The sequence below is a fragment of the Bacillus sp. FSL M8-0077 genome (genome assembly GCF_038050255.1).
Classification (GTDB): domain Bacteria; phylum Bacillota; class Bacilli; order Bacillales; family Bacillaceae; genus Bacillus; species Bacillus altitudinis.
In genome coordinates, this window is sequence record NZ_JBBPAF010000001.1 from 550,954 (window position 1) to 569,578 (window position 18,625).

Genomic DNA, 18,625 nt, shown 5'->3' on the forward strand with positions numbered 1-18,625 from the left:
ACAGAGTCATGGAGGTGGCACTATCGTGAAAAATTTTATTACGGCTTTACCTATTTTGCTGCTGTTGTCGTTTTCGTTTGTGTCTTTTGCCTTCCAGTTTGATCATCTTGTTTATTTCAGACTAGCGCTAGGGATCTTTTCATTAGCGGGTCTTTTCTTTCTGTATACACTTAAAAGAAACATGAAATGGTTCATGGTCTATTTATATGCGAGCTGGATCGTGCTTGCTGCCGTTACGACATTTGAAGAACCCGTGTTTTCACAATTCTTCTTCGGTGGTTTAACGATGACAATGGGTTATCTGACATATATGCTCATCTATTTAGGAATGAAACAAGACCGTGTAGTGAAATCACATTAAAACAAAAGCCGATAAAATCGAAGAATAGATTTTATCGGCTTTTTTCCTTTCTTCAGGCAAATAAAAAAGCAGCCATCTGTTTGACTGCTCTTCTTGTGTTTATGATTCACGTCCAGAAGCGGCAAGCTGCTTCTGGTGCTTTTTGTCGATGGTTTCGTATATACTTTCCATCATTTTAGGGTCTTGCATGATTGCTTCCTTGTTTTCTTCGATCAATTGCTGATACGTTTTGATTTTCTTCTTAGACATGTAACTCAACGCTCCTTTGGTAGAATGGACTCTATAAGATTTCACACAGATGAAATTGATAATCATTTTCAATTAGCAACTCCATTATACAAAGCAGAATGTCATAAGTAAAGATTCAATTCAGAAAATTCACGTAACCGACATATTCCCATCCATATCGACGATGAATTCTTTCCCAGGAAATAATCCGCTGTCAAACCTTGTCATGAAATCAGATCAAACATTCCTGCCTATGTTGAAACATTTTAGCCGCACATCTCGTCTTATGAAGAGATTTGATTTAAAAGGAAATATAAAAAGACACCAGCATGAGTTGCTGATGTCTCCATTCAAATGAGTTATGAAACGTGTTCTTGAAGAAACTCCGTTACTTCTTCAGGTGATTTAGCGTTAGCGCTGTGTAAATGGCCTGTTTTTTCGCCATTTTTGAAAATTAACAGGCTAGGAATTCCCATGACCTGATACGTTTCCGCTAACTCAGGAAAGTCGTCTTTGTTTATTTCAAACCATTCATTCTGAGCATAAGCCTCTAAAATGTCTGGAATGAACATGTCCATTCTAGTGCAATCAGGGCACCATGTCGCAAAGAATTTAACAATGACCTCTTTGTCTGATTGAATGATTTCGTTGAATTGTTCAGTGCTTGTAATTTTTTTCAATTTGTCACAACTCCTTTTCAATGTCATTTTAATATAAAATAAAGGCGAATGACATACAAATGCTCGGGGGGCGCTTACAACCTTTACAAATCATTTCAATTCCGTAACAACAAAAATTAATTAGAGCATTTTTGCTTGAAAGTGATAAGATAGTAAAGATGAATTTTAGTGGGGGGAGTATCCATTGAAAATAAGTTTAGGATTGGTTTACGGCGGAAAGTCAGCCGAACATAATGTATCACTGCAAACAGCCCTTGCAGTTACAAAAGCACTTAACACTGAGAAGTTCGATATACATCCAATTTATATTACAGAAGAGGGCGAATGGCTAAGAGGAGAAAAACTCACTGAACCAGTATCAAACGTCAAAATGCTTCAATTTGAACAAAATGCAAAGACGTTTTTACCAACTTCTTTAAATGAAAGCATGTTTCCACAGCCTGCATCAGCTGATGAAAAGATTGATGTTGTCTTTCCATTGCTGCATGGGCCAAATGGTGAAGATGGGACCATGCAAGGGTTACTTGAACTATTGAATATCCCGTATGTCGGTAACGGCGTTCTCGCGTCTGCTGCGGGTATGGATAAAGTCATGATGAAAGATGTGTTTGCTCAAGCTGGGCTTGCGCAGGCAAAGCATCTTTCCTTCAATAAAAAGGATTATGAGAAAGCCATATCAGACAGCCTAGAACAGGTAGAAGCAGTACTCGGGTATCCTTGTTTTGTGAAACCTGCCAACATGGGGTCAAGTGTCGGAATTAGTAAATGCCGCAGCAAAGAAGAACTTCAAACAGCATTTGAGTTGGCTTTCCAATATGATCGTCGTGTTGTTGTGGAAGAAGGCGTTGTAGGGCGAGAAATCGAAATTGGTGTATTAGGAAATGACGAGCCGAAATGCTCAGTCGTTGGTGAAATTGCACCTAAAACAGACTTTTATGACTATAAAGCAAAATATGAAGATGGCGATACAGATTTGATCATTCCTGCGAGTGTGTCAGAGGAAGAGTACAAGACGATTCACGATATGGCCATTAAGGCATTTAAAGCCATTGATGGATCTGGCCTCGTACGTGCAGATTTCTTCCTAACAGAAGAAGGCGAAGTGCTAATCAATGAAGTGAATACAATGCCAGGGTTCACACCTTTTAGTATGTTCCCGCTGCTTTGGAAACATACTGGTGTAGAGTATCCTGAGCTGATTGAGAAGCTGGTGTCACTTGCAATTGAACGCCATCAAGAAAAACAAACCATTAAAACCACTTTTTAATGTAAGAAGCAAGCAGACACTATCCTACAGGTAGTGTCTCTTTTCCTTCAAACGTGAAATGAGAAAGAGAGGCGACAAAACATGATCAAACGTACAGTGAAACAAATCGCCCAAATGGCTGGTGGAACATTATCGAATGAAGCTTTTGGCGAAGAACAGATACACGGAGTGACAACAGATACACGAAAAGTATCAAAAGGCGCACTATTTATCCCACTTATTGGGGAACATTTTAACGGTCACACTTTTGCTTCAAAAGCAGTGGAGCTTGGAGCGGCAGCTGTTCTTTGGAATCAAACGGAAGCGAATCCACCGTTCGATGTACCTGTCATTCTTGTAGAGGATACTCTGACAGCACTCCAACAGCTTGCGAAATCATACTTAAAAGAGGAAAACCCTCGAGTTGTCGGTATTACTGGAAGTAATGGCAAAACAACGACGAAAGACATGATTCATTCTGTCCTACAAACGACATACAGAGTCCACAAAACTGATGGCAACTTTAATAATCACATTGGACTTCCGCTGACCATCCTTGCGATGCCAGAAGGAACCGAGATTGCTGTATTAGAGATGGGCATGAGTGCAAAAGGAGAGATCGAATTTTTATCTAATCTCGCTGAACCTGATGCAGCTGTCATCACCAATATTGGAGAATCTCATATGCAGGATCTAGGATCAAGAGAAGCCATTGCAGATGCAAAATGTGAGATCACAAAAGGGTTAAAAAAGGATGGAACCTTTTATTATTTAGGAGATGAGCCTTTACTCCGCCAAAGAGCGAATACCCTGGCGCGCAGCGCAAAAACATTTGGAGAAGCAGAGGACTGTGATATTAAGGTGATTCACATCCATCAACTCGCAGAAGGCACTGAATTTCAAGTGGAAGGATACGCTCAAGGGTTTCTCATTCCTGTATTAGGGAAACACAATGTAAAGAATGCTCTTGCGGCTATTGCAATCGGCCAGCATTTCGGCCTCAATGAAAGACAAATTGCCCAAGGGCTGATGCAAACGAAATTGACAGGCATGCGTCTAGAACTGTTTAAAACAGAAAAGGGCATCACGGTTATCAACGATGCGTATAATGCGAGTCCTACGTCAATGAAAGCAGCGATTGATCTTGTAGGTGATATGGACGGCTTTGCTAACCGCATTCTCGTACTCGGAGATATGCTGGAGATGGGCAGTGAAGAAGAGACCTATCATTTTGAAGTAGGGGAATACATTAAGCCTGAGTTTATTGATCATGTTATAACGTTTGGCCGTCTTGGGGCATGCATTGCTGAAGGAGCGAAGAAAGCATTTGGAGACGACCGCGTGTCTTCTTATATGGACAAAGAAGAACTAAAGAAAAAACTGGCGGATGTGGCAGGACCTGACGATGTCGTTCTTGTCAAAGCTTCCCGCGGCATGAGATTGGAAGACGTCATTACTGCATTATAAAACAGATTGGCAAAGAAGGTGACAGGGTGATTGGCTGTCTATGTATACATGGTTTTACTGGTGCCCCGTATGAAGTAGAGCCGCTTGCAGAATATTTAAAGGAGACAACAGATTGGATGGTACAATCTGTCACGCTTCCGGGGCATGGGGAGAAACTTCAGCTCAAAGGTATTCTCTATCAGGAGTGGATTGCCACCGCTGAATTAGAACTCTTATCCTTTTACCGAACATGTGACACCATTTATTTGGTCGGCTTTTCGATGGGCGGGATGATTGCCTCATATTTAGCAGCGAAGTATCCAGTGGCTCGTCTTGTTCTTTTAAGTGCTGCTGCCAAATATGTAAACCCAAAACAAATGATTCAAGACACAAGGCAGATGGTGAAGGAATCCTTGTCTGGTTTGATTGATACGAACCCATTATATGATCGATATCGTCATAAGCTGACGAGTACACCGCTATCAGCTGCTGTAGAATTTATGAAATTGGTGAAGCAAACGAAAGGCTCTCTTGAAAAGCTGCATTTACCTGTCTTAATCGTTCAAGGTGAAAGTGATGGGATCGTACCCGCTTCTAGTGCAGAATTCATTTATCATAAAATCCCGTCCCGTCAGAAAGAAATGTTCTATTTACCTGATTGTAAACATCACGTTTGTCATGAGCCTTGTGCACAGCAATTGTTTGAGAAAGTCGAACAATTTCTAAAAAAAACAATTTAATCTATAGAAAAGCTAAAATGTGGCTAAACTAATATAAATTGAATCCCACTTGTTAAAATTTGCATCATTTTTGTCGAATGAGTGACAGGCCTATGTTACAATAGGTAAGAAAAGGTGGTCGATTCGGTTGTTTCAATATGACGGAAAAACCTTTGTCCCGCAGTCTAATTCGAGCAATGGGGAAGTATCGGAAGGAACCATTTTTCAATATCGTCAGGACGGGAATATTTTAACGGGAACATATTAAGGCGGCGGTATTCAATCTGGCGTACTTGTAGGAACTGTGTATAAAGACGGAGCACTTCATTTTAGATATCACCATGTAAGCAAGGATGGCAGCATGAGAAGCGGTTCATGTCATTCCACTCCTAAGCAGCTGGATAACGGGAAAATCCAACTGTTCGAAAAGTGGAAATGGATGGACGGAGATCAAAGTGAAGGTGAATCTGTCATTGTCGAGCAGTAGATATATCCATTTCTGTCTTGTTGAAAAACAAATAGTGTAATGGTAAGATATAAGGTAGGGTAATTCGGGCTTTGTATATAATGGACCTGTCCTTTCGGAAAAGGGCAGTTTTTAATGATCATTCACGAGATTACTGAAACAGCAATTAGAAGGAGTTTGAATAATTTGACTATAACGTTTCAAGATTTTCAATTAAGCGAAAGTCTCATGAAAGCTATTAACCGCATGGGATTTGAAGAAGCAACACCGATTCAAGCGGAAACAATTCCTCTCGGTCTTCAGAATAAAGATGTCATTGGACAAGCACAAACAGGAACAGGAAAAACTGCAGCGTTTGGTATTCCTCTTGTAGAAAAAATCGACCCAGCGTCTCCAAATATCCAAGCGATTATCATTGCGCCAACAAGAGAATTAGCGATTCAAGTATCTGAAGAGCTATACAAAATTGGCCAAGACAAGCGTGCGCGTGTACTTCCGATTTACGGTGGACAAGATATCGGTCGCCAAATCCGTTCGCTCAAGAAAAATCCTCATATCATCGTAGGGACTCCAGGACGTTTACTCGATCACATTAACCGTCGTACAATGCGTCTTCAAAATGTTGAAACAGTCGTGCTTGATGAAGCAGACGAAATGCTCAACATGGGTTTCATCGAAGACATTGAATCGATCCTTTCAAATGTACCAAGTGAACACCAAACACTTTTATTCTCTGCGACAATGCCTGCACCAATTAAGCGCATTGCAGAACGTTTCATGACAAACCCAGAACACGTAAAAGTAAAAGCGAAAGAAATGACTGTCTCTAACATCCAACAGTTCTACTTGGATATCCATGAGCGTAAGAAGTTTGATACTTTGACTCGTCTTCTTGACATTCAATCACCTGAGCTTTCAATTGTCTTCGGTCGTACAAAGCGCCGCGTTGACGAATTGACTGAAGCACTTAACCTTAGAGGTTATACAGCTGAAGGAATTCATGGTGACTTGACTCAAGCGAAACGTATGGTTGCGCTTCGTAAATTCAAAGAAGGTTCAATCGATGTGCTTGTAGCAACAGACGTTGCAGCACGTGGACTTGATATCTCAGGTGTTACACACGTGTATAACTTTGACGTACCACAAGATCCAGAAAGCTATGTACACCGTATCGGACGTACTGGACGTGCTGGACGTACAGGTATGGCGATGACATTCATCACACCACGTGAAAAAGATATGCTTCGTGCGATCGAACAAACAACTAAACGTAAAATGGATCGTATGAAAGAACCTACACTAGATGAGGCAATCGAAGGACAACAGCAAGTAACCATTGATCGTCTGCGTACAATCATCAGTGAAAACAACTTAAACTTCTACATGACAGCAGCTGCTGAATTGCTAGAAGATCATGATTCTGTTACAGTGGTTGCGGCTGCTATCAAAATGATGACAAAAGAGCCGGATGCAACGCCTGTTCGTTTGACAGATGAAGCACCAATGATTTCAAAACGCAATCGTAACAACCGCAGCTCTTCTAAACGCAGAGACGGCGGTGGTGGTGGCGGCTATCGCGGAAAAAGCCGTTCATCTTACGGTGATAAAAAGCGTTCTTCAAATGACCGCAATCGTTCTTCTAACGATCGTCGTCAAAAGAAATCTTATAACAGCTAACATACAAGAGCGAATCCTTTGCAGGGTTCGCTTTTTTTAACAGTCTTAATGAAACTTTTTAGGCTTTCTTTCGTAATATATTGATAGAAAAGTAAGAGAATGGGGGAAGAATGTGAGAAAACAACCGCAACGTCAAATCAGCTTAAACGGATTAAAAGTATGGCGTCTTCAAAATGGAATTATCTCATTGATTTTCTTATTCATTATCATTGGGGTATTTGTTGCTAGTTATTATTTTCAATGGCCATATTGGATTGGAGCCATCCTTATCGGTTTATGGGTCTTACAGGTTATTTTTGGCATTTGGCTTATACCAAAAATCCGTCATCGTATCTGGCGCTACGAAGTATTCGAAAATGAAATTGAAATACAGCACGGACTCATTCGTGTCACACGTGTCATTGTGCCAATGGTACGTGTTCAGCATGTTGATACATCTCAAGGACCGCTTTTAAGGCGCTACCGGTTGGCATCTGTTCAAATTTCTACTGCTGCGACAGTGCATGATATTCCGGCACTGGAATTAGAAGAGGCAGATGAGCTTCGTGATTACATATCTCGTTTAGCAAGGGTGACGGAAGATGATGTCTGAACCAAAACGTGTACATCCAATCTCGATGTTCATTGATTTTATATCAGATGCCGTATCCATGATCAAAAACTTCATTATCCCTTTTTTCGTGCTTATTTTTGTGAACTCGAATTCGAGCATTCGTTTTTATGCATTTATCATTCTTGGTGTGCTTCTTTTATGGAAAGCTGTTTCAACCGTTTTAGCATGGAGGCGCTTCACTTACCGGATGGAAGATGATGAATTTCGCGTAGAATCGGGCGTCATCACAAAAAAGAAAAAATATATTTCGTTAGAACGAATTCAAACGGTGAATACAAGTGAAGGTATCTTCCAGCGGATCTTTGGTTTAGTGCGGGTTCAAATCGAAACAGCTGGCGGAACAGACGGCCCGGAAGTGAGTCTGACGGCGATTACAAAAGCAGAAGCGGAACAATTAAAGCAATCGATTTTCAACCGGAAGAAAAGCTTGCAGCAAGAAGAAATGGTGGATGAAAATGGAGATCTCCCGCATGATCCTCTGACAGCGCAACAGCCTGTAGAAAAAGAAATCAATGTTTCCTACCGAATGGGTATACCAGAGCTGCTTTTGGCTGCGACTACTTCAAGCGGGATCGGAGTCATTATTTCTGGGTGTCTCGCCATTTACACACAAATAGATGAAATTCTTCCTTTGGACGGATTCCTCAAGCGGTTTTCTTTTTTAAGTCATGCGAGTGTTGAGATTTATGCGATTCTCATATTTATTGTCGTATTGATTGCATGGGTTCTTAGTGTTGGGGTAACAGCCCTTCAATATGCGAATTTTAACGCAAAACGAAAAGGGAAAGACATCATCATCACAAGAGGGCTCATCGAAAGGCATCAAATGACCATTCCGCTTGCGAGAATTCAAGCAGTGAAAATCAAAGAAAATATTCTGCGTGAACCATTTGGTTTTGCGACGGTCATGCTTGTCAGCGCAGGAGGTTCGATTACAGAAAAAGAGACTTCTTCTGTTTTATTTCCACTCATACGAAAGAAAAAGATCAATGAATTATTAACGCAATTTACAGATCAATATCAGCTGGCACCAGAAAGTGAACTGAAGAAAGTACCGAAGCGTTCACTGAAACGGTACCTGATTTCTTATGGGTTTGTTCCGTTACTTGTCGGTGTGATTTTATCTGTGCGTTTTCCGCCATGGGGGTATTTGGCGCTGATTCCATTACCGCTTGCCTTGTTCTTTGGGTATTTAGCCTATAAACAATCAGGATATGTGATCAAAGATCAACTGATTCAGTTAACGACAAGAGGTATTGGCAAAACCACCGGAATTGTTTTAAGAAAACGAATGCAAAACTATACGATGACCCAATCCTATTTTCAAAAGAAAGGGCGAGTGGCAAGTATTCACACCTTTGTGAAATCCTCTGCCTTGCTTGATTCCTTTGGTGTGCATCACCTTGAAGAGGAAGACGCTGCACGTGTATGCGATTGGTATTCCTATGAAACGAATCAATCATCTTAAACCAAAAAATGTCGATCAGCTCCCGTTAAACGGAGTGATCGACATTTTTTATGAGCTTAATAGCGTCGTTTTTTTGAATGGAAGAATAGGGTGATCGGTGCTAGGATCATGCCTCCTATCAATCCAAATAAGTGGGCCATGATGTTGATGTTCGAGTTGACGAACGTCATAATAACAGAGACGCCGAGAATCGTTAAGATCACCTGAGAATTACCACGGTCCATCATATGCGGTTTAAATAGGACAAGATAAAGATAGACGCCAAATAAACCAAATATCGCACCAGAAGCCCCGACATGTACGTACTCTAAAGGCTCCACCCAATAGGTTCCGAGATTGCCAATGAATCCTGCACCAAGATAAATCACAAGAAATCGAACCTTTCCAAGCAAATACTCAAGTGCTGGAGCGAATAGGAAGAGCGACATGGAATTGAACAGTATATGTGTCAGACTTCCGTGAAGAAAAATAGGCGTTAAAAGCCGCCACCATTCTCCTGCTGCGACACCATAGTTAAAACCAACGAGATGGTCCTGCCCAAGCTGGATCATTGGAATAGGGATCGCAAATAAAAGCCACAGGCCTATTTGCAAAGCAAGGATCGCTGTTACGATTGGATACGATCTAATAAATTGTTGAAAGCTCTCCGTTCGAATAAACATAACAAACCCCTTTTGACTAGATAATGGTAAGTTTATAGTAACACGTTTATGAAGCGAACATCCAAATTAGTACGAGTATCATAGGAGGTACCTCATGATTAAAGGAATTGGTATGGATATTGTAGAGATCGGCCGGCTGTCACGAGTTCTTAGCAGGCAGCCCCGTTTACCAGAACGAATTTTGACTTTACGTGAACAGGAAGTCTTTCACACACTAAGTGAAAAGAGGCAGCTCGAGTTTCTGGCAGGGCGTTTTGCGGCGAAGGAAGCATTCGCAAAAGCATACGGTACGGGAATTGGTCAGTATGTAAGCTTTCACGACATCGAGATACAAAAAGATGCGAACGGAAAACCTCTCATCAAAAGTGAGAAAACAAAAGAAGACTACGTTCATGTATCCATTACCCACACAAAAGAATATGCTGCAGCACAAGTTTTAATTGAAAGGTTGTCAAGCTAGTCTGCATATTGTTTGTCCCCCCTTCATATATTGGGTAGTGCGATAAGGAAGGGCGAGTTGCTAACAGGCTTTGATGGTTCGCGGTACGCAGTTAACTCTTGAGGCGTACTGTTAAAGTCAAACAAGCGGTTTCTTCCTTTTAACACAATTAACGAAGGGGTTGAAAAGGGTGAGAAAAAGCTTTGTTTTGCTTGTAACGGGGATCCTTTTTGTACTGATTCTCTCCGCATGCGGTCAAAAATCTCAACAGGATATCGTTGGAGATTTAAACAAAAAGGCAGAGGAAATGACATCATACAAAGCCAAAGCAAAAATGACCATTGAGACAGGTAATGATCCGCAGGAATACCACGTGGAAATTTGGTACAAAAAGCCGGAGCTTTACCGTGTCTATTTAGAAAATCCGAAGAAGGATCAGAGTCAAGTCATTTTAAGAAATGGCAATGGTGTATTTGTGCTGACACCTTCATTAAACAAAAGCTTCCGTTTCCATAGCGATTGGCCGAACAACAGCAGTCAGGTGTATTTATTTGAATCACTTGTGAAAGACATTAAAAATGACAGTGTAGCTCAGTTCAAAGCAAAAGAGTCGAAGTACGTTTTTGAAACAAAAACCAACTATCAGCACAACCAAATGCTGCCGACCCAAGAAATTACCTTTCATAAAAAAACAATGGCGCCTGCCAGTGTGAAAGTACTGGACAGCGATAAAAAGCCAATGGTGAAAGTAGAATTCTCTCACTTTGAATTCAACAAATCCTTTGACAAAGACGCCTTTGATGAGAAGAAAAACATGACACTTTCTCAAATGGATGTTGCCACAAGTGCAGATCCATCTGACAGCTTTGCTGTGAAAACGCCTGTGGATATGCCAGAGGGCGTGAAGAAAATGGAAGAGAAAGAAATGACAACAGATGCTGGGAAACGGTATGTGATGACGTATGGCGGAAAGAAATCCTTCACGCTCATTCAGGAAAAAGCGCGGGTAGCAGAAGCTTCTACGCCTGTGACGATGAACGGCGAGCCAGTCGATCTTGGCATGACAGTGGGTGTTCTGACAGACAAATCTCTTTCTTGGACATCTGATGGAGTTGACTACTTAATTTCTTCAAGTGATTTATCGAAAGAAGAACTTTTAATGGTCGCCAAAAGTGTAGAAGGACAGTCAGCGAAATAGGCGAGATTCTTAAAATAACAACAAATCAGCCCTGTGCATGGGTGATTCAGATTGTTGACAAAGGGCTAAAATGAACTTTATTTTAGCCCTTTGTCTTCTTTTCAGCGTGATAGAAAGCCTTTGCAGTCTAGGAAGGACGAGTACTGGAGCGGAGCGAATTTGACATTCGTGAGCACCAGCACACAGGACTGACAAAGAATGCGAGGGTTTGCCTACACGCTGAATCAGCCCTGTGCAGGGGCTGATTTTCTTTGAGTTGTTTCACATTATTCTTGATTTTTAGTATCATTATGAAGTATGGAATCATTCAATAGGGAAGTGTGATGAATGGACACAAATGCCTTTTATAGAGACACATGGGCAGAAATTGATTTAACAGCGATCAAGCATAATGTTTCACATATGAAAGAACATATTGGTCAAAACGTTCAACTAATGGCTGTTGTGAAAGCCAATGCATATGGACATGGAGATATAGAAGTGGCAAGAGCTGCCCTCGAAGCAGGAGCAGACCTGTTAGCCGTCGCTTTTTTAGATGAAGCCATTTCTTTAAGAAATAAAGGCATCAAAGCCCCGATTCTTGTGCTCGGTGCAGTACCGCCAGAGTATGTCAAAGTCGCCGTTAGATACAACGTCATCATGACTGCTTACTCTATCCAGTGGCTGAGAGAAGTCGTCAAATTGATGAAAGGGCAGATGGGACAACCCATTCGTTTCCATTTGAAAATCGACAGCGGCATGAATCGGTTAGGTCTGAAAACAATCGAGCAGGTGAGCGAAGTAAAAAAGCTTGTCCACGATCATTCTTTTTTACAGCTGGAAGGAGTATTTACTCACTTTGCCACAGCGGATGAAAAAGATGAAAACTACTTCGGTATGCAGGTTGATACGTTTAAAACATTGCTTCAACCGCTTCATACGGACAAACTGCTCATTCATTGCGCCAATAGCGCAGCAGGTCTAAGGTTTAAAGACACTTTATTCAATATGGTTCGTTTTGGCATCAGTATGTACGGGCTGTCGCCGTCGGAAGAAATCAAAGATGAATTGCCGTTTCAACTGGAAGAAGCATTATCTCTTCATACAAAACTTGCACATGTAAAGCCCATTCAAAAGGGTGAGAGCGTGAGCTATGGTGCCACTTATACAGCGAATCAAGATACATGGATTGGTACGATTCCAATCGGGTATGCAGACGGCTGGATCAGGAAGCTTGCCGGAACAGAAGTGCTCGTTGGCGGAAAACGCCGAAAGATTGCTGGAAGGGTTTGTATGGATCAATTCATGGTTGATTTGAAAAAGAACATTCCAGCAGGTGAGCCAGTCGTGCTCATCGGGACACAAGGCGAAGACAAGATATCTGTCGATGAAATAGCCAAGCGGCTTGAAACCATTAACTATGAAGTCACTTGTTCTGTTGGCTACCGCGTCCCAAGAGTCTATATAGAGGACGGCGAAAGGGTTCATGTACGAAATCCGCTGCTTCAAGGCGGTCCAAGCTTTTTATAAACAGCATCCAAGGGAACGATGTATAAACTGACATCGTTCTCTTTTATTCAACAAAGGCAGAATAAACATTCTCCCTTTTTTAGAGATTTTGGAAATACCGTATGATTTTCGGAAAAAAGCGTATAATGGGAAAGAGGAACTCCATTATCATCTTGATTTACGGGTGGCGAGCCGCTTCATGTTCTAATAAGAAATCATGAAAAAACAGCTTTGCTTGTGCATTGAATAATGGTATGATTAGTCTTGGAATGGATCGATACGGTATCCGTAAGTTTTGTGGAGGTGTATGTTTTTTGTCTGAATCCAGCGCAACAAATGAAATGAAGATTCGACTGCCGGAGACTTTAATGTCTGAGATCGAACGAGTAGCAGAGCAGGATAAGGTAACAAGAAATGAATTGATCTACCGAGCGACAAAAACGTATATTCGTGAACGTAATATTCGACAAAATCGTGAATCGATGAGACGCGGCTACATGGAGATGGCGAAAATTAATCTGAATATCTCTTCAGAGGCACAATACGCAGAATTTGAGGCTGAGAATACAGTTGAGCGATTAGTCAGCGGGGGTTAAACATTTGATTGTTAAACGCGGTGATGTTTACTTTGCTGATTTATCTCCTGTTGTTGGCTCCGAGCAGGGCGGGGTTCGCCCGGTATTGGTGATTCAAAATGACATTGGAAATCGCTTCAGCCCGACTGCTATCGTTGCAGCCATAACAGCCCAAATACAAAAAGCGAAATTACCGACTCACGTCGAAATTAATGCAAAGCGGTACGGCTTTGAACGAGATTCTGTCATTCTTTTGGAACAAATTCGTACAATCGATAAACAAAGACTGACAGATAAAATCACACATCTTGATGATGAGATGATGGAGAAGGTTGATGAAGCCTTACAAGTTAGTTTGGCTCTTATTGATTTTTAATATGGTGAGATTTGGTTGCTCTCTTGTGAGCAACTTTTTTTTGTGTTCAATTTTTATTAACGTTATAATGAAGAAAGACTAAAAGAAGTGCTTTTTATGTACGCAGGGGGTAAAACATGTCGAATCATATCGTGTTAGCATTCGCAAGAGAGCATCAAAAGGAATTAGAAAAAGAGTGGACGGACATTTTTAAACGACTCGGTGAAGAAGAAACGGACATGATGCTGAACGACAAAATGTATGAAACCATCTGTTACGAATATGTTCAGCTCATTATTGCATCCCTTTCTGAGGGATATGGCGAAGATTTTGAAGAAAAAGTGCAAACTTTTGCTTTAAAAATTGTTCAAATGGGTATATCACTTAAGTTACTGGCAAATGGTCTAACAGAAATCCGTACTCATTTATATCAAAAAATGAACAACGACCAAGATACAGCAGAAGAGAGCAGCGATCTCATCTGGGAAATTGATCGATTCATCACACCGATTCATAATGAAATTTTGAATCAATATTCCATCTCATGGGAAAAAACCGTGAACCTTCAAAAAATTGCGCTGCAGGAACTGTCTGCCCCGTTGATCCCGGTATTTGAGCATATCACCGTCATGCCGCTTGTTGGAACAATTGATACAGAACGTGCGAAAAAAATTATGGAGAATTTACTGAATGGTGTCGTAAAGCATCGTTCACAGGTTGTCTTGATCGATATCACGGGTGTTCCTGTTGTTGATACGATGGTCGCGCACCATATCATTCAAGCATCTGAGGCTGTGAGATTAGTAGGTGCGAAGTGCTTGCTGGTCGGTATTCGTCCAGAAATCGCCCAAACGATCGTTAACCTCGGAATTGATTTATCTCAGGTTACAACAAAGAATACCCTTCAAAAAGGAATTCAAACTGCTTTGGAAATGACAAATCGAAAAATTGTTTCATTGGAGGGATAACCTAGTGAGAAATCACCCGAAGATTCCAATCTTAAAACTATATAACTGTCTTCTGATTTCGATCCAGTGGGAGCTTGATGATCAAACAGCTCTCCACTTTCAAGAGGACTTGCTGAATAAAATTCATGAAACAGGAGCAAACGGTGTGGTCATTGACTTAACATCCGTCGATATGATTGATTCATTTATCGCAAAGGTATTAGGCGATGTGATCACCATGTCTAAGCTCATGGGTGCAAAAGTTGTATTAACAGGAATACAACCGGCAGTCGCTGTGACGCTGATTGAACTTGGCATTTCGCTGGAAGAAATTCAGACAGCACTAGATCTTGAACAAGGGCTTGAGACACTGAAGCGGGAATTGGGGGAATAGATATGAAAGACCAATCCTGTGTAAAAATATTGACGGAATGGGACATAGTCGCAGCAAGACAATTGGGGCGCAACGTTGCAAAAGAACTTGGTTTTGGAACAGTTGACCAAGCAAGAATTACGACGGCCATTTCAGAATTAGCTCGTAACATCTATTTATACGCTGGTAAAGGTCAGATTTGTATAGAAGAAGTAATGGAGCGCGGAAAGCGTGGACTCAAAGTCATCGCAGCCGATGAGGGGCCTGGTATTACGGATATACGCAAAGTGATGGAAGATGGATTCTCAACATCAGGCGGACTCGGAGCAGGTCTTCCGGGAGTCAGAAGGCTGATGGATGATTTCACATTAGATTCCGCACCAGAACAAGGAACTGAGATACAAGCTGTCAAGTGGCTTCGCTAGGAGGGAAACCATGGATTTTAAGGAGGTAATGGAGCAGCGGTACCATCAGCTGCTCAATCGTTATATCAGTGATTTAACTGAAACATCGCTTTATCAAGCTCAAAAATTTAGCCGTAAAACCATTGAGCATCAAATACCTCCTGAAGAAATAGTGAGTGTTCACCGAAAAGTGATTCAGGAGCTTTACCCTGATTTGCCGGAAGATGTCTTTCATTCACTAGACTTCTTAATTGAAGTGATGATTGGATACGGACTTGCCTACCAGGAACATTTAACACTAAGAGGCATCCAGCAAGAAATTAAATCGGAAATCGAAATTGCTGCAAATGTTCAGCAAACCCTTCTGGAAACGAAAATTCCAGAAGGAGACACATTTGATATCGGAGCCATCAGTGTGCCGGCAAAACAGATGAGTGGGGATTATTACCATTTTGTAACAGATCACGATACAATCAATATCGCGATTGCAGACGTCATTGGGAAAGGCATTCCAGCTGCGCTCTGTATGTCGATGATTAAGTATGCGATGGATTCCTTGCCAGAGTCAGGCAGCGGCCCAACGAAAGTGCTCAAAACCCTTAATCGTGTGGTCGAGCAAAACGTAGATCCAAGCATGTTTATCACCATGTTTTATGGCAGTTATAATAAAGAAACACATGAATTTAAGTACGCATCGGCTGGACATGAGCCGGGCTTTTTCTATTGCAAAAAAGAGCATCAATTTTACGATTTAGATGCAAAGGGTCTTGTCCTTGGAATCGCACCAGACTTTGATTACAGGGAGTATGAGCAGCATTTGGACGTAGGGGATATGGTGATCTTATTTTCAGATGGGGTCACTGAATCCAAGTCAGAGGACGGTTTCTTAGAGCGAGAAGATATCAAAGCGCTCATAGCAGAGCATCTATCCTATTCCGCGCAGGAAATGGTGGACGCTATCTATGCAAGCTTACTCAAATTACAAGATTTTCAGCTTCATGATGACTTTACTTTACTTGTCCTTAAAAGAAAGGTTTAGAAAGTGAATATGCGGGTATATAAAACTTTAGGAAACAAGAATTTCGAGGTGAATGCATAATGAATATGTCTGTAAAAGAGCATCAAATAGATCATAAGACGAAAATTAGTGTCAGCGGAGAAATCGATGTGTACTCTGCTCCTGAGCTGAGAGAAACCCTTATGCCCAAAGCAGAACAAGGAGAGCATCTTGACATTTGTCTGAAGGACGTTACTTACATGGATAGTACAGGTTTAGGTGTGTTTGTTGGGCTGTTCAAAGCGGCTCAAAAAGCGGGAGGATCATTAAAGCTTGAGAACTTGTCGGATCGGCTTGTCAGATTGTTTGAAATCACTGGACTAAAGGACATCATTGACATTTCTGCAAAGTCAGAGGGTGGGGTACAATGAACGAATCAGTAGATCTAATCGAGATGAAAATACCGGCGAAACCAGAATACGTAGGCATCATTCGTCTGACTCTTTCAGGCGTTGCAAGCCGGATGGGCTATGCCTACGAAGAGATTGAGGACTTGAAAATTGCCGTCAGTGAGGCGTGTACAAATGCAGTTCAGCATGCCTATAAAGGTGAAGATGGCGAAGATGGAGAGGTAGCGGTTCGCTTTCTTGTCTATGAAGATCGTCTAGAAATCGTTGTCGCTGATAAGGGCGGTAGCTTTGACTTTAAGCAAAAGCAGGAAGACCTAGGGCCGTACACATCTGCTCATACGGTGGATCAATTGGCAGAAGGAGGTCTTGGTTTATACTTAATGCAAACATTGATGGATGAAGTCGAGGTGCAAGCAAACTCCGGAGTTACCGTGGCGATGACAAAGTTTTTAAACAGGGAGCGAGTTGACCATGACACAACCATCCAAAACTATGAAACTAACTAAAGATGAAGTGGATCGCCTCATTCAAAGCTATCAATCCAATCAAGACGAGCAGGCGCAGCTGACGCTAGTTGAGTTTTATACAAACCTTGTGGATATGCTCGCAAAGAAATATTCTAAAGGAAAAAGCTTTCATGAGGATTTAAGACAAGTTGGAATGATTGGTTTACTCGGCGCAATAAAACGTTATGACCCACTTGTCGGTAAATCATTTGAGGCATTTGCCATTCCAACTATTATCGGGGAAATCAAACGCTTTTTACGTGATAAAACATGGAGTGTCCATGTACCAAGAAGGATAAAAGAACTTGGACCAAGAATTAAAATGGCGGTTGATCACCTAACAACAGAAACCCAAAAGTCACCTAAAGTACAAGAAATTGCAGAATATCTAGATGTAACAGAAGAAGAAGTGCTTGAAACAATGGAGATGGGCAAAAGCTATCAAGCGCTGTCTGTTGACCAAGGCGTAGAGGCTGATTCTGAAGGAAGCACCGTGACGATTTTAGATGTTGTCGGCTCACAAGAAGAAGGGTACGAACGTGTGAACCAAAAAATGATGCTAGAAAGTGTGCTTCACGTTCTGACAGATAGAGAAAAAGAAATCATCAACCTCACGTATTTGCAAAATAAGAGCCAGAAAGTAACAGGCGATTTACTCGGCATATCTCAAATGCATGTATCAAGGCTGCAGCGGAAGGCAGTGAAAAAGCTACGAGATGCATTGTCAGAAGATGCGTCTATGGAGCTAGGGTAATGAAGCAGATCGAACAGCATGAGCATGTAAACGCCATTATCTATCAATCGAATAAAGAAGGAAAATCATGCTGCGGGGACAGTTTTTTTATTAAAGCAGATGATGAAGAACTAATTTGTGCTGTAGCAGACGGATTAGGCAGCGGCCAGTTCGCCAATGAATCATCTTCTTTAGTCAGCGAAATTGTCGAAGAATATGGACATGAGGATGTGACAACCCTCATTGATAGATGCAATCAGGCCATGAAAAATAAACGCGGAGCCACTGTGGCCATATTGAAGGTGAATTTTTCCCAGCAGCAGTTTACCTATTGTTCGGTTGGCAATATTCGATTTATCTTGAATGCACCTTCTGGCGACTATATTTATCCACTTCCGACATCAGGATATCTATCAGGTAAACCTAGAAAATATAAAACATATACCTATTCCTACGAAAAAGGATCGACATTCATTATGTATTCAGACGGACTGAATGTGCCAAACATGCGAATGTGTTTAAAGCATAGCCATTCCGTTGCAGACATTGCCAAACAACTTGAATCATACACACAAGACAAGAAGGACGATCTCACCTATGTACTTGGTCAGCTTACATGAAATAGCTGACCTTT

The 18,625-nt window shown here is 41.4% G+C and carries 23 protein-coding genes and 1 pseudogene; 21 read left to right on the forward strand and 3 right to left on the reverse strand.

Annotated features, from left to right (window positions below; translation table 11 throughout):
* Window positions 1-25 precede the first annotated feature (25 nt).
* Window positions 26-361 (forward strand): hypothetical protein, encoded by a 336-nt coding sequence (locus NST57_RS02590; protein ID WP_142154077.1) that lies wholly within the window; start codon window positions 26-28, stop codon window positions 359-361.
* Between the two features lie 99 nt (window positions 362-460).
* Here the strand turns inward: NST57_RS02590 and fbpB are convergent, their stop codons facing one another.
* Window positions 461-610: a Fur-regulated basic protein FbpB gene (gene fbpB, locus NST57_RS02595; protein ID WP_142154079.1), complete on the reverse strand. Its 150-nt coding sequence runs from the start codon at window positions 608-610 to the stop codon at window positions 461-463.
* 338 nt (window positions 611-948) lie between these two features.
* Window positions 949-1,269, reverse strand: a complete 321-nt coding sequence (locus tag NST57_RS02600; RefSeq protein ID WP_008346934.1) for a thioredoxin family protein — start codon at window positions 1,267-1,269, stop codon at window positions 949-951.
* Window positions 1,270-1,453: 184 nt separating this feature from the next.
* Between NST57_RS02600 and NST57_RS02605 the strand changes: the two genes are divergently transcribed.
* The 7 genes and pseudogenes from NST57_RS02605 to NST57_RS02635 all read left to right on the forward strand — a co-directional run bounded on the left by NST57_RS02605 (window position 1,454) and on the right by NST57_RS02635 (window position 8,904).
* Entirely contained in the window at window positions 1,454-2,536 is a 1,083-nt protein-coding gene (locus tag NST57_RS02605) for a D-alanine--D-alanine ligase (protein WP_142154081.1), read from the forward strand.
* A gap of 81 nt (window positions 2,537-2,617) precedes the next feature.
* Complete coding sequence (locus tag NST57_RS02610) at window positions 2,618-3,982, forward strand: UDP-N-acetylmuramoyl-tripeptide--D-alanyl-D-alanine ligase (RefSeq protein WP_341297978.1); 1,365 nt, start codon at window positions 2,618-2,620, stop codon at window positions 3,980-3,982.
* 26 nt (window positions 3,983-4,008) lie between these two features.
* Window positions 4,009-4,701, forward strand: a complete 693-nt coding sequence (locus tag NST57_RS02615; RefSeq protein WP_142154085.1) for an alpha/beta fold hydrolase — start codon at window positions 4,009-4,011, stop codon at window positions 4,699-4,701.
* 127 nt (window positions 4,702-4,828) lie between these two features.
* Window positions 4,829-5,167: pseudogene (locus tag NST57_RS02620) on the forward strand (n-acetylglutamate synthase).
* A gap of 165 nt (window positions 5,168-5,332) precedes the next feature.
* Window positions 5,333-6,823, forward strand: a complete 1,491-nt coding sequence (cshA, locus tag NST57_RS02625) for a degradosome RNA helicase CshA (protein ID WP_142154087.1) — start codon at window positions 5,333-5,335, stop codon at window positions 6,821-6,823.
* A gap of 112 nt (window positions 6,824-6,935) precedes the next feature.
* Window positions 6,936-7,415, forward strand: coding sequence for a PH domain-containing protein (locus NST57_RS02630; RefSeq protein WP_142154089.1), 480 nt, complete (start codon window positions 6,936-6,938; stop codon window positions 7,413-7,415).
* Complete coding sequence (locus NST57_RS02635) at window positions 7,405-8,904, forward strand: PH domain-containing protein (RefSeq protein WP_142154091.1); 1,500 nt, start codon at window positions 7,405-7,407, stop codon at window positions 8,902-8,904. Before NST57_RS02630 ends, NST57_RS02635 begins: the two co-directional genes overlap by 11 nt.
* A 56-nt stretch (window positions 8,905-8,960) precedes the next feature.
* Here NST57_RS02635 and NST57_RS02640 read toward each other — a convergent pair whose 3' ends face one another.
* The gene (locus tag NST57_RS02640) at window positions 8,961-9,566 is read right to left on the reverse strand and encodes a rhomboid family intramembrane serine protease (protein WP_007496491.1); all 606 of its coding nucleotides are present in this window, start codon (window positions 9,564-9,566) and stop codon (window positions 8,961-8,963) included.
* A 94-nt stretch (window positions 9,567-9,660) separates the two neighbouring features.
* Here NST57_RS02640 and acpS point away from each other — a divergent pair, with 94 nt between their 5' ends.
* The 13 genes from acpS to NST57_RS02705 all read left to right on the forward strand — a co-directional run bounded on the left by acpS (window position 9,661) and on the right by NST57_RS02705 (window position 18,611).
* On the forward strand, window positions 9,661-10,026 hold the full coding sequence (gene acpS / locus NST57_RS02645; protein WP_007496490.1) for a holo-ACP synthase: 366 nt from the start codon (window positions 9,661-9,663) through the stop codon (window positions 10,024-10,026).
* 160 nt (window positions 10,027-10,186) lie between these two features.
* Complete coding sequence (locus NST57_RS02650; RefSeq protein WP_142154093.1) at window positions 10,187-11,203, forward strand: DUF4367 domain-containing protein; 1,017 nt, start codon at window positions 10,187-10,189, stop codon at window positions 11,201-11,203.
* A 327-nt stretch (window positions 11,204-11,530) separates the two neighbouring features.
* The gene (gene alr, locus NST57_RS02655; protein ID WP_341297979.1) at window positions 11,531-12,712 is read left to right on the forward strand and encodes an alanine racemase; all 1,182 of its coding nucleotides are present in this window, start codon (window positions 11,531-11,533) and stop codon (window positions 12,710-12,712) included.
* Between the two features lie 293 nt (window positions 12,713-13,005).
* Window positions 13,006-13,287 carry a hypothetical protein gene (locus tag NST57_RS02660; protein WP_012008995.1) on the forward strand — a complete coding sequence of 94 codons (282 nt, stop codon included), beginning with the start codon at window positions 13,006-13,008 and terminating at the stop codon, window positions 13,285-13,287.
* 4 nt (window positions 13,288-13,291) lie between these two features.
* Window positions 13,292-13,642: a type II toxin-antitoxin system endoribonuclease NdoA gene (gene ndoA, locus NST57_RS02665; RefSeq protein ID WP_003214169.1), complete on the forward strand. Its 351-nt coding sequence runs from the start codon at window positions 13,292-13,294 to the stop codon at window positions 13,640-13,642.
* Window positions 13,643-13,758: 116 nt separating this feature from the next.
* Window positions 13,759-14,589, forward strand: coding sequence for an STAS domain-containing protein (locus tag NST57_RS02670; RefSeq protein WP_142154098.1), 831 nt, complete (start codon window positions 13,759-13,761; stop codon window positions 14,587-14,589).
* A 4-nt stretch (window positions 14,590-14,593) separates the two neighbouring features.
* On the forward strand, window positions 14,594-14,962 hold the full coding sequence (rsbS, locus tag NST57_RS02675) for an RsbT antagonist protein RsbS (RefSeq protein WP_003214235.1): 369 nt from the start codon (window positions 14,594-14,596) through the stop codon (window positions 14,960-14,962).
* Window positions 14,963-14,964: 2 nt separating this feature from the next.
* Window positions 14,965-15,366: an anti-sigma regulatory factor gene (locus NST57_RS02680; RefSeq protein WP_019744214.1), complete on the forward strand. Its 402-nt coding sequence runs from the start codon at window positions 14,965-14,967 to the stop codon at window positions 15,364-15,366.
* A 10-nt stretch (window positions 15,367-15,376) separates the two neighbouring features.
* Entirely contained in the window at window positions 15,377-16,384 is a 1,008-nt protein-coding gene (locus NST57_RS02685; protein WP_142154099.1) for a SpoIIE family protein phosphatase, read from the forward strand.
* A gap of 59 nt (window positions 16,385-16,443) precedes the next feature.
* Complete coding sequence (locus NST57_RS02690) at window positions 16,444-16,773, forward strand: anti-sigma factor antagonist (RefSeq protein ID WP_019744215.1); 330 nt, start codon at window positions 16,444-16,446, stop codon at window positions 16,771-16,773.
* Window positions 16,770-17,258, forward strand: coding sequence for an anti-sigma B factor RsbW (gene rsbW, locus NST57_RS02695; RefSeq protein WP_060699685.1), 489 nt, complete (start codon window positions 16,770-16,772; stop codon window positions 17,256-17,258). The genes NST57_RS02690 and rsbW overlap by 4 nt, the downstream gene beginning before the upstream one ends.
* Window positions 17,224-18,012, forward strand: coding sequence for an RNA polymerase sigma factor SigB (gene sigB / locus NST57_RS02700; protein ID WP_341297980.1), 789 nt, complete (start codon window positions 17,224-17,226; stop codon window positions 18,010-18,012). Before rsbW ends, sigB begins: the two co-directional genes overlap by 35 nt.
* Entirely contained in the window at window positions 18,012-18,611 is a 600-nt protein-coding gene (locus tag NST57_RS02705; protein WP_148944482.1) for a PP2C family serine/threonine-protein phosphatase, read from the forward strand. Before sigB ends, NST57_RS02705 begins: the two co-directional genes overlap by 1 nt.
* Window positions 18,612-18,625: the final 14 nt, after the last annotated feature.

Coding starts and splice junctions, on each gene's coding strand:
- fbpB (WP_142154079.1), bottom strand. CDS start 610: ATGTCTAAGAAGAAAATCAAAACGTATCAGCAATTGATCGAAGAAAAC.
- NST57_RS02610 (WP_341297978.1), top strand. CDS start 2,618: ATGATCAAACGTACAGTGAAACAAATCGCCCAAATGGCTGGTGGAACA.
- NST57_RS02635 (WP_142154091.1), top strand. CDS start 7,405: ATGATGTCTGAACCAAAACGTGTACATCCAATCTCGATGTTCATTGAT.
- NST57_RS02640 (WP_007496491.1), bottom strand. CDS start 9,566: ATGTTTATTCGAACGGAGAGCTTTCAACAATTTATTAGATCGTATCCA.
- acpS (WP_007496490.1), top strand. CDS start 9,661: ATGATTAAAGGAATTGGTATGGATATTGTAGAGATCGGCCGGCTGTCA.
- alr (WP_341297979.1), top strand. CDS start 11,531: ATGGACACAAATGCCTTTTATAGAGACACATGGGCAGAAATTGATTTA.
- NST57_RS02670 (WP_142154098.1), top strand. CDS start 13,759: ATGTCGAATCATATCGTGTTAGCATTCGCAAGAGAGCATCAAAAGGAA.
- NST57_RS02680 (WP_019744214.1), top strand. CDS start 14,965: ATGAAAGACCAATCCTGTGTAAAAATATTGACGGAATGGGACATAGTC.
- NST57_RS02685 (WP_142154099.1), top strand. CDS start 15,377: ATGGATTTTAAGGAGGTAATGGAGCAGCGGTACCATCAGCTGCTCAAT.
- NST57_RS02690 (WP_019744215.1), top strand. CDS start 16,444: ATGAATATGTCTGTAAAAGAGCATCAAATAGATCATAAGACGAAAATT.
- rsbW (WP_060699685.1), top strand. CDS start 16,770: ATGAACGAATCAGTAGATCTAATCGAGATGAAAATACCGGCGAAACCA.
- sigB (WP_341297980.1), top strand. CDS start 17,224: ATGACACAACCATCCAAAACTATGAAACTAACTAAAGATGAAGTGGAT.
- NST57_RS02705 (WP_148944482.1), top strand. CDS start 18,012: ATGAAGCAGATCGAACAGCATGAGCATGTAAACGCCATTATCTATCAA.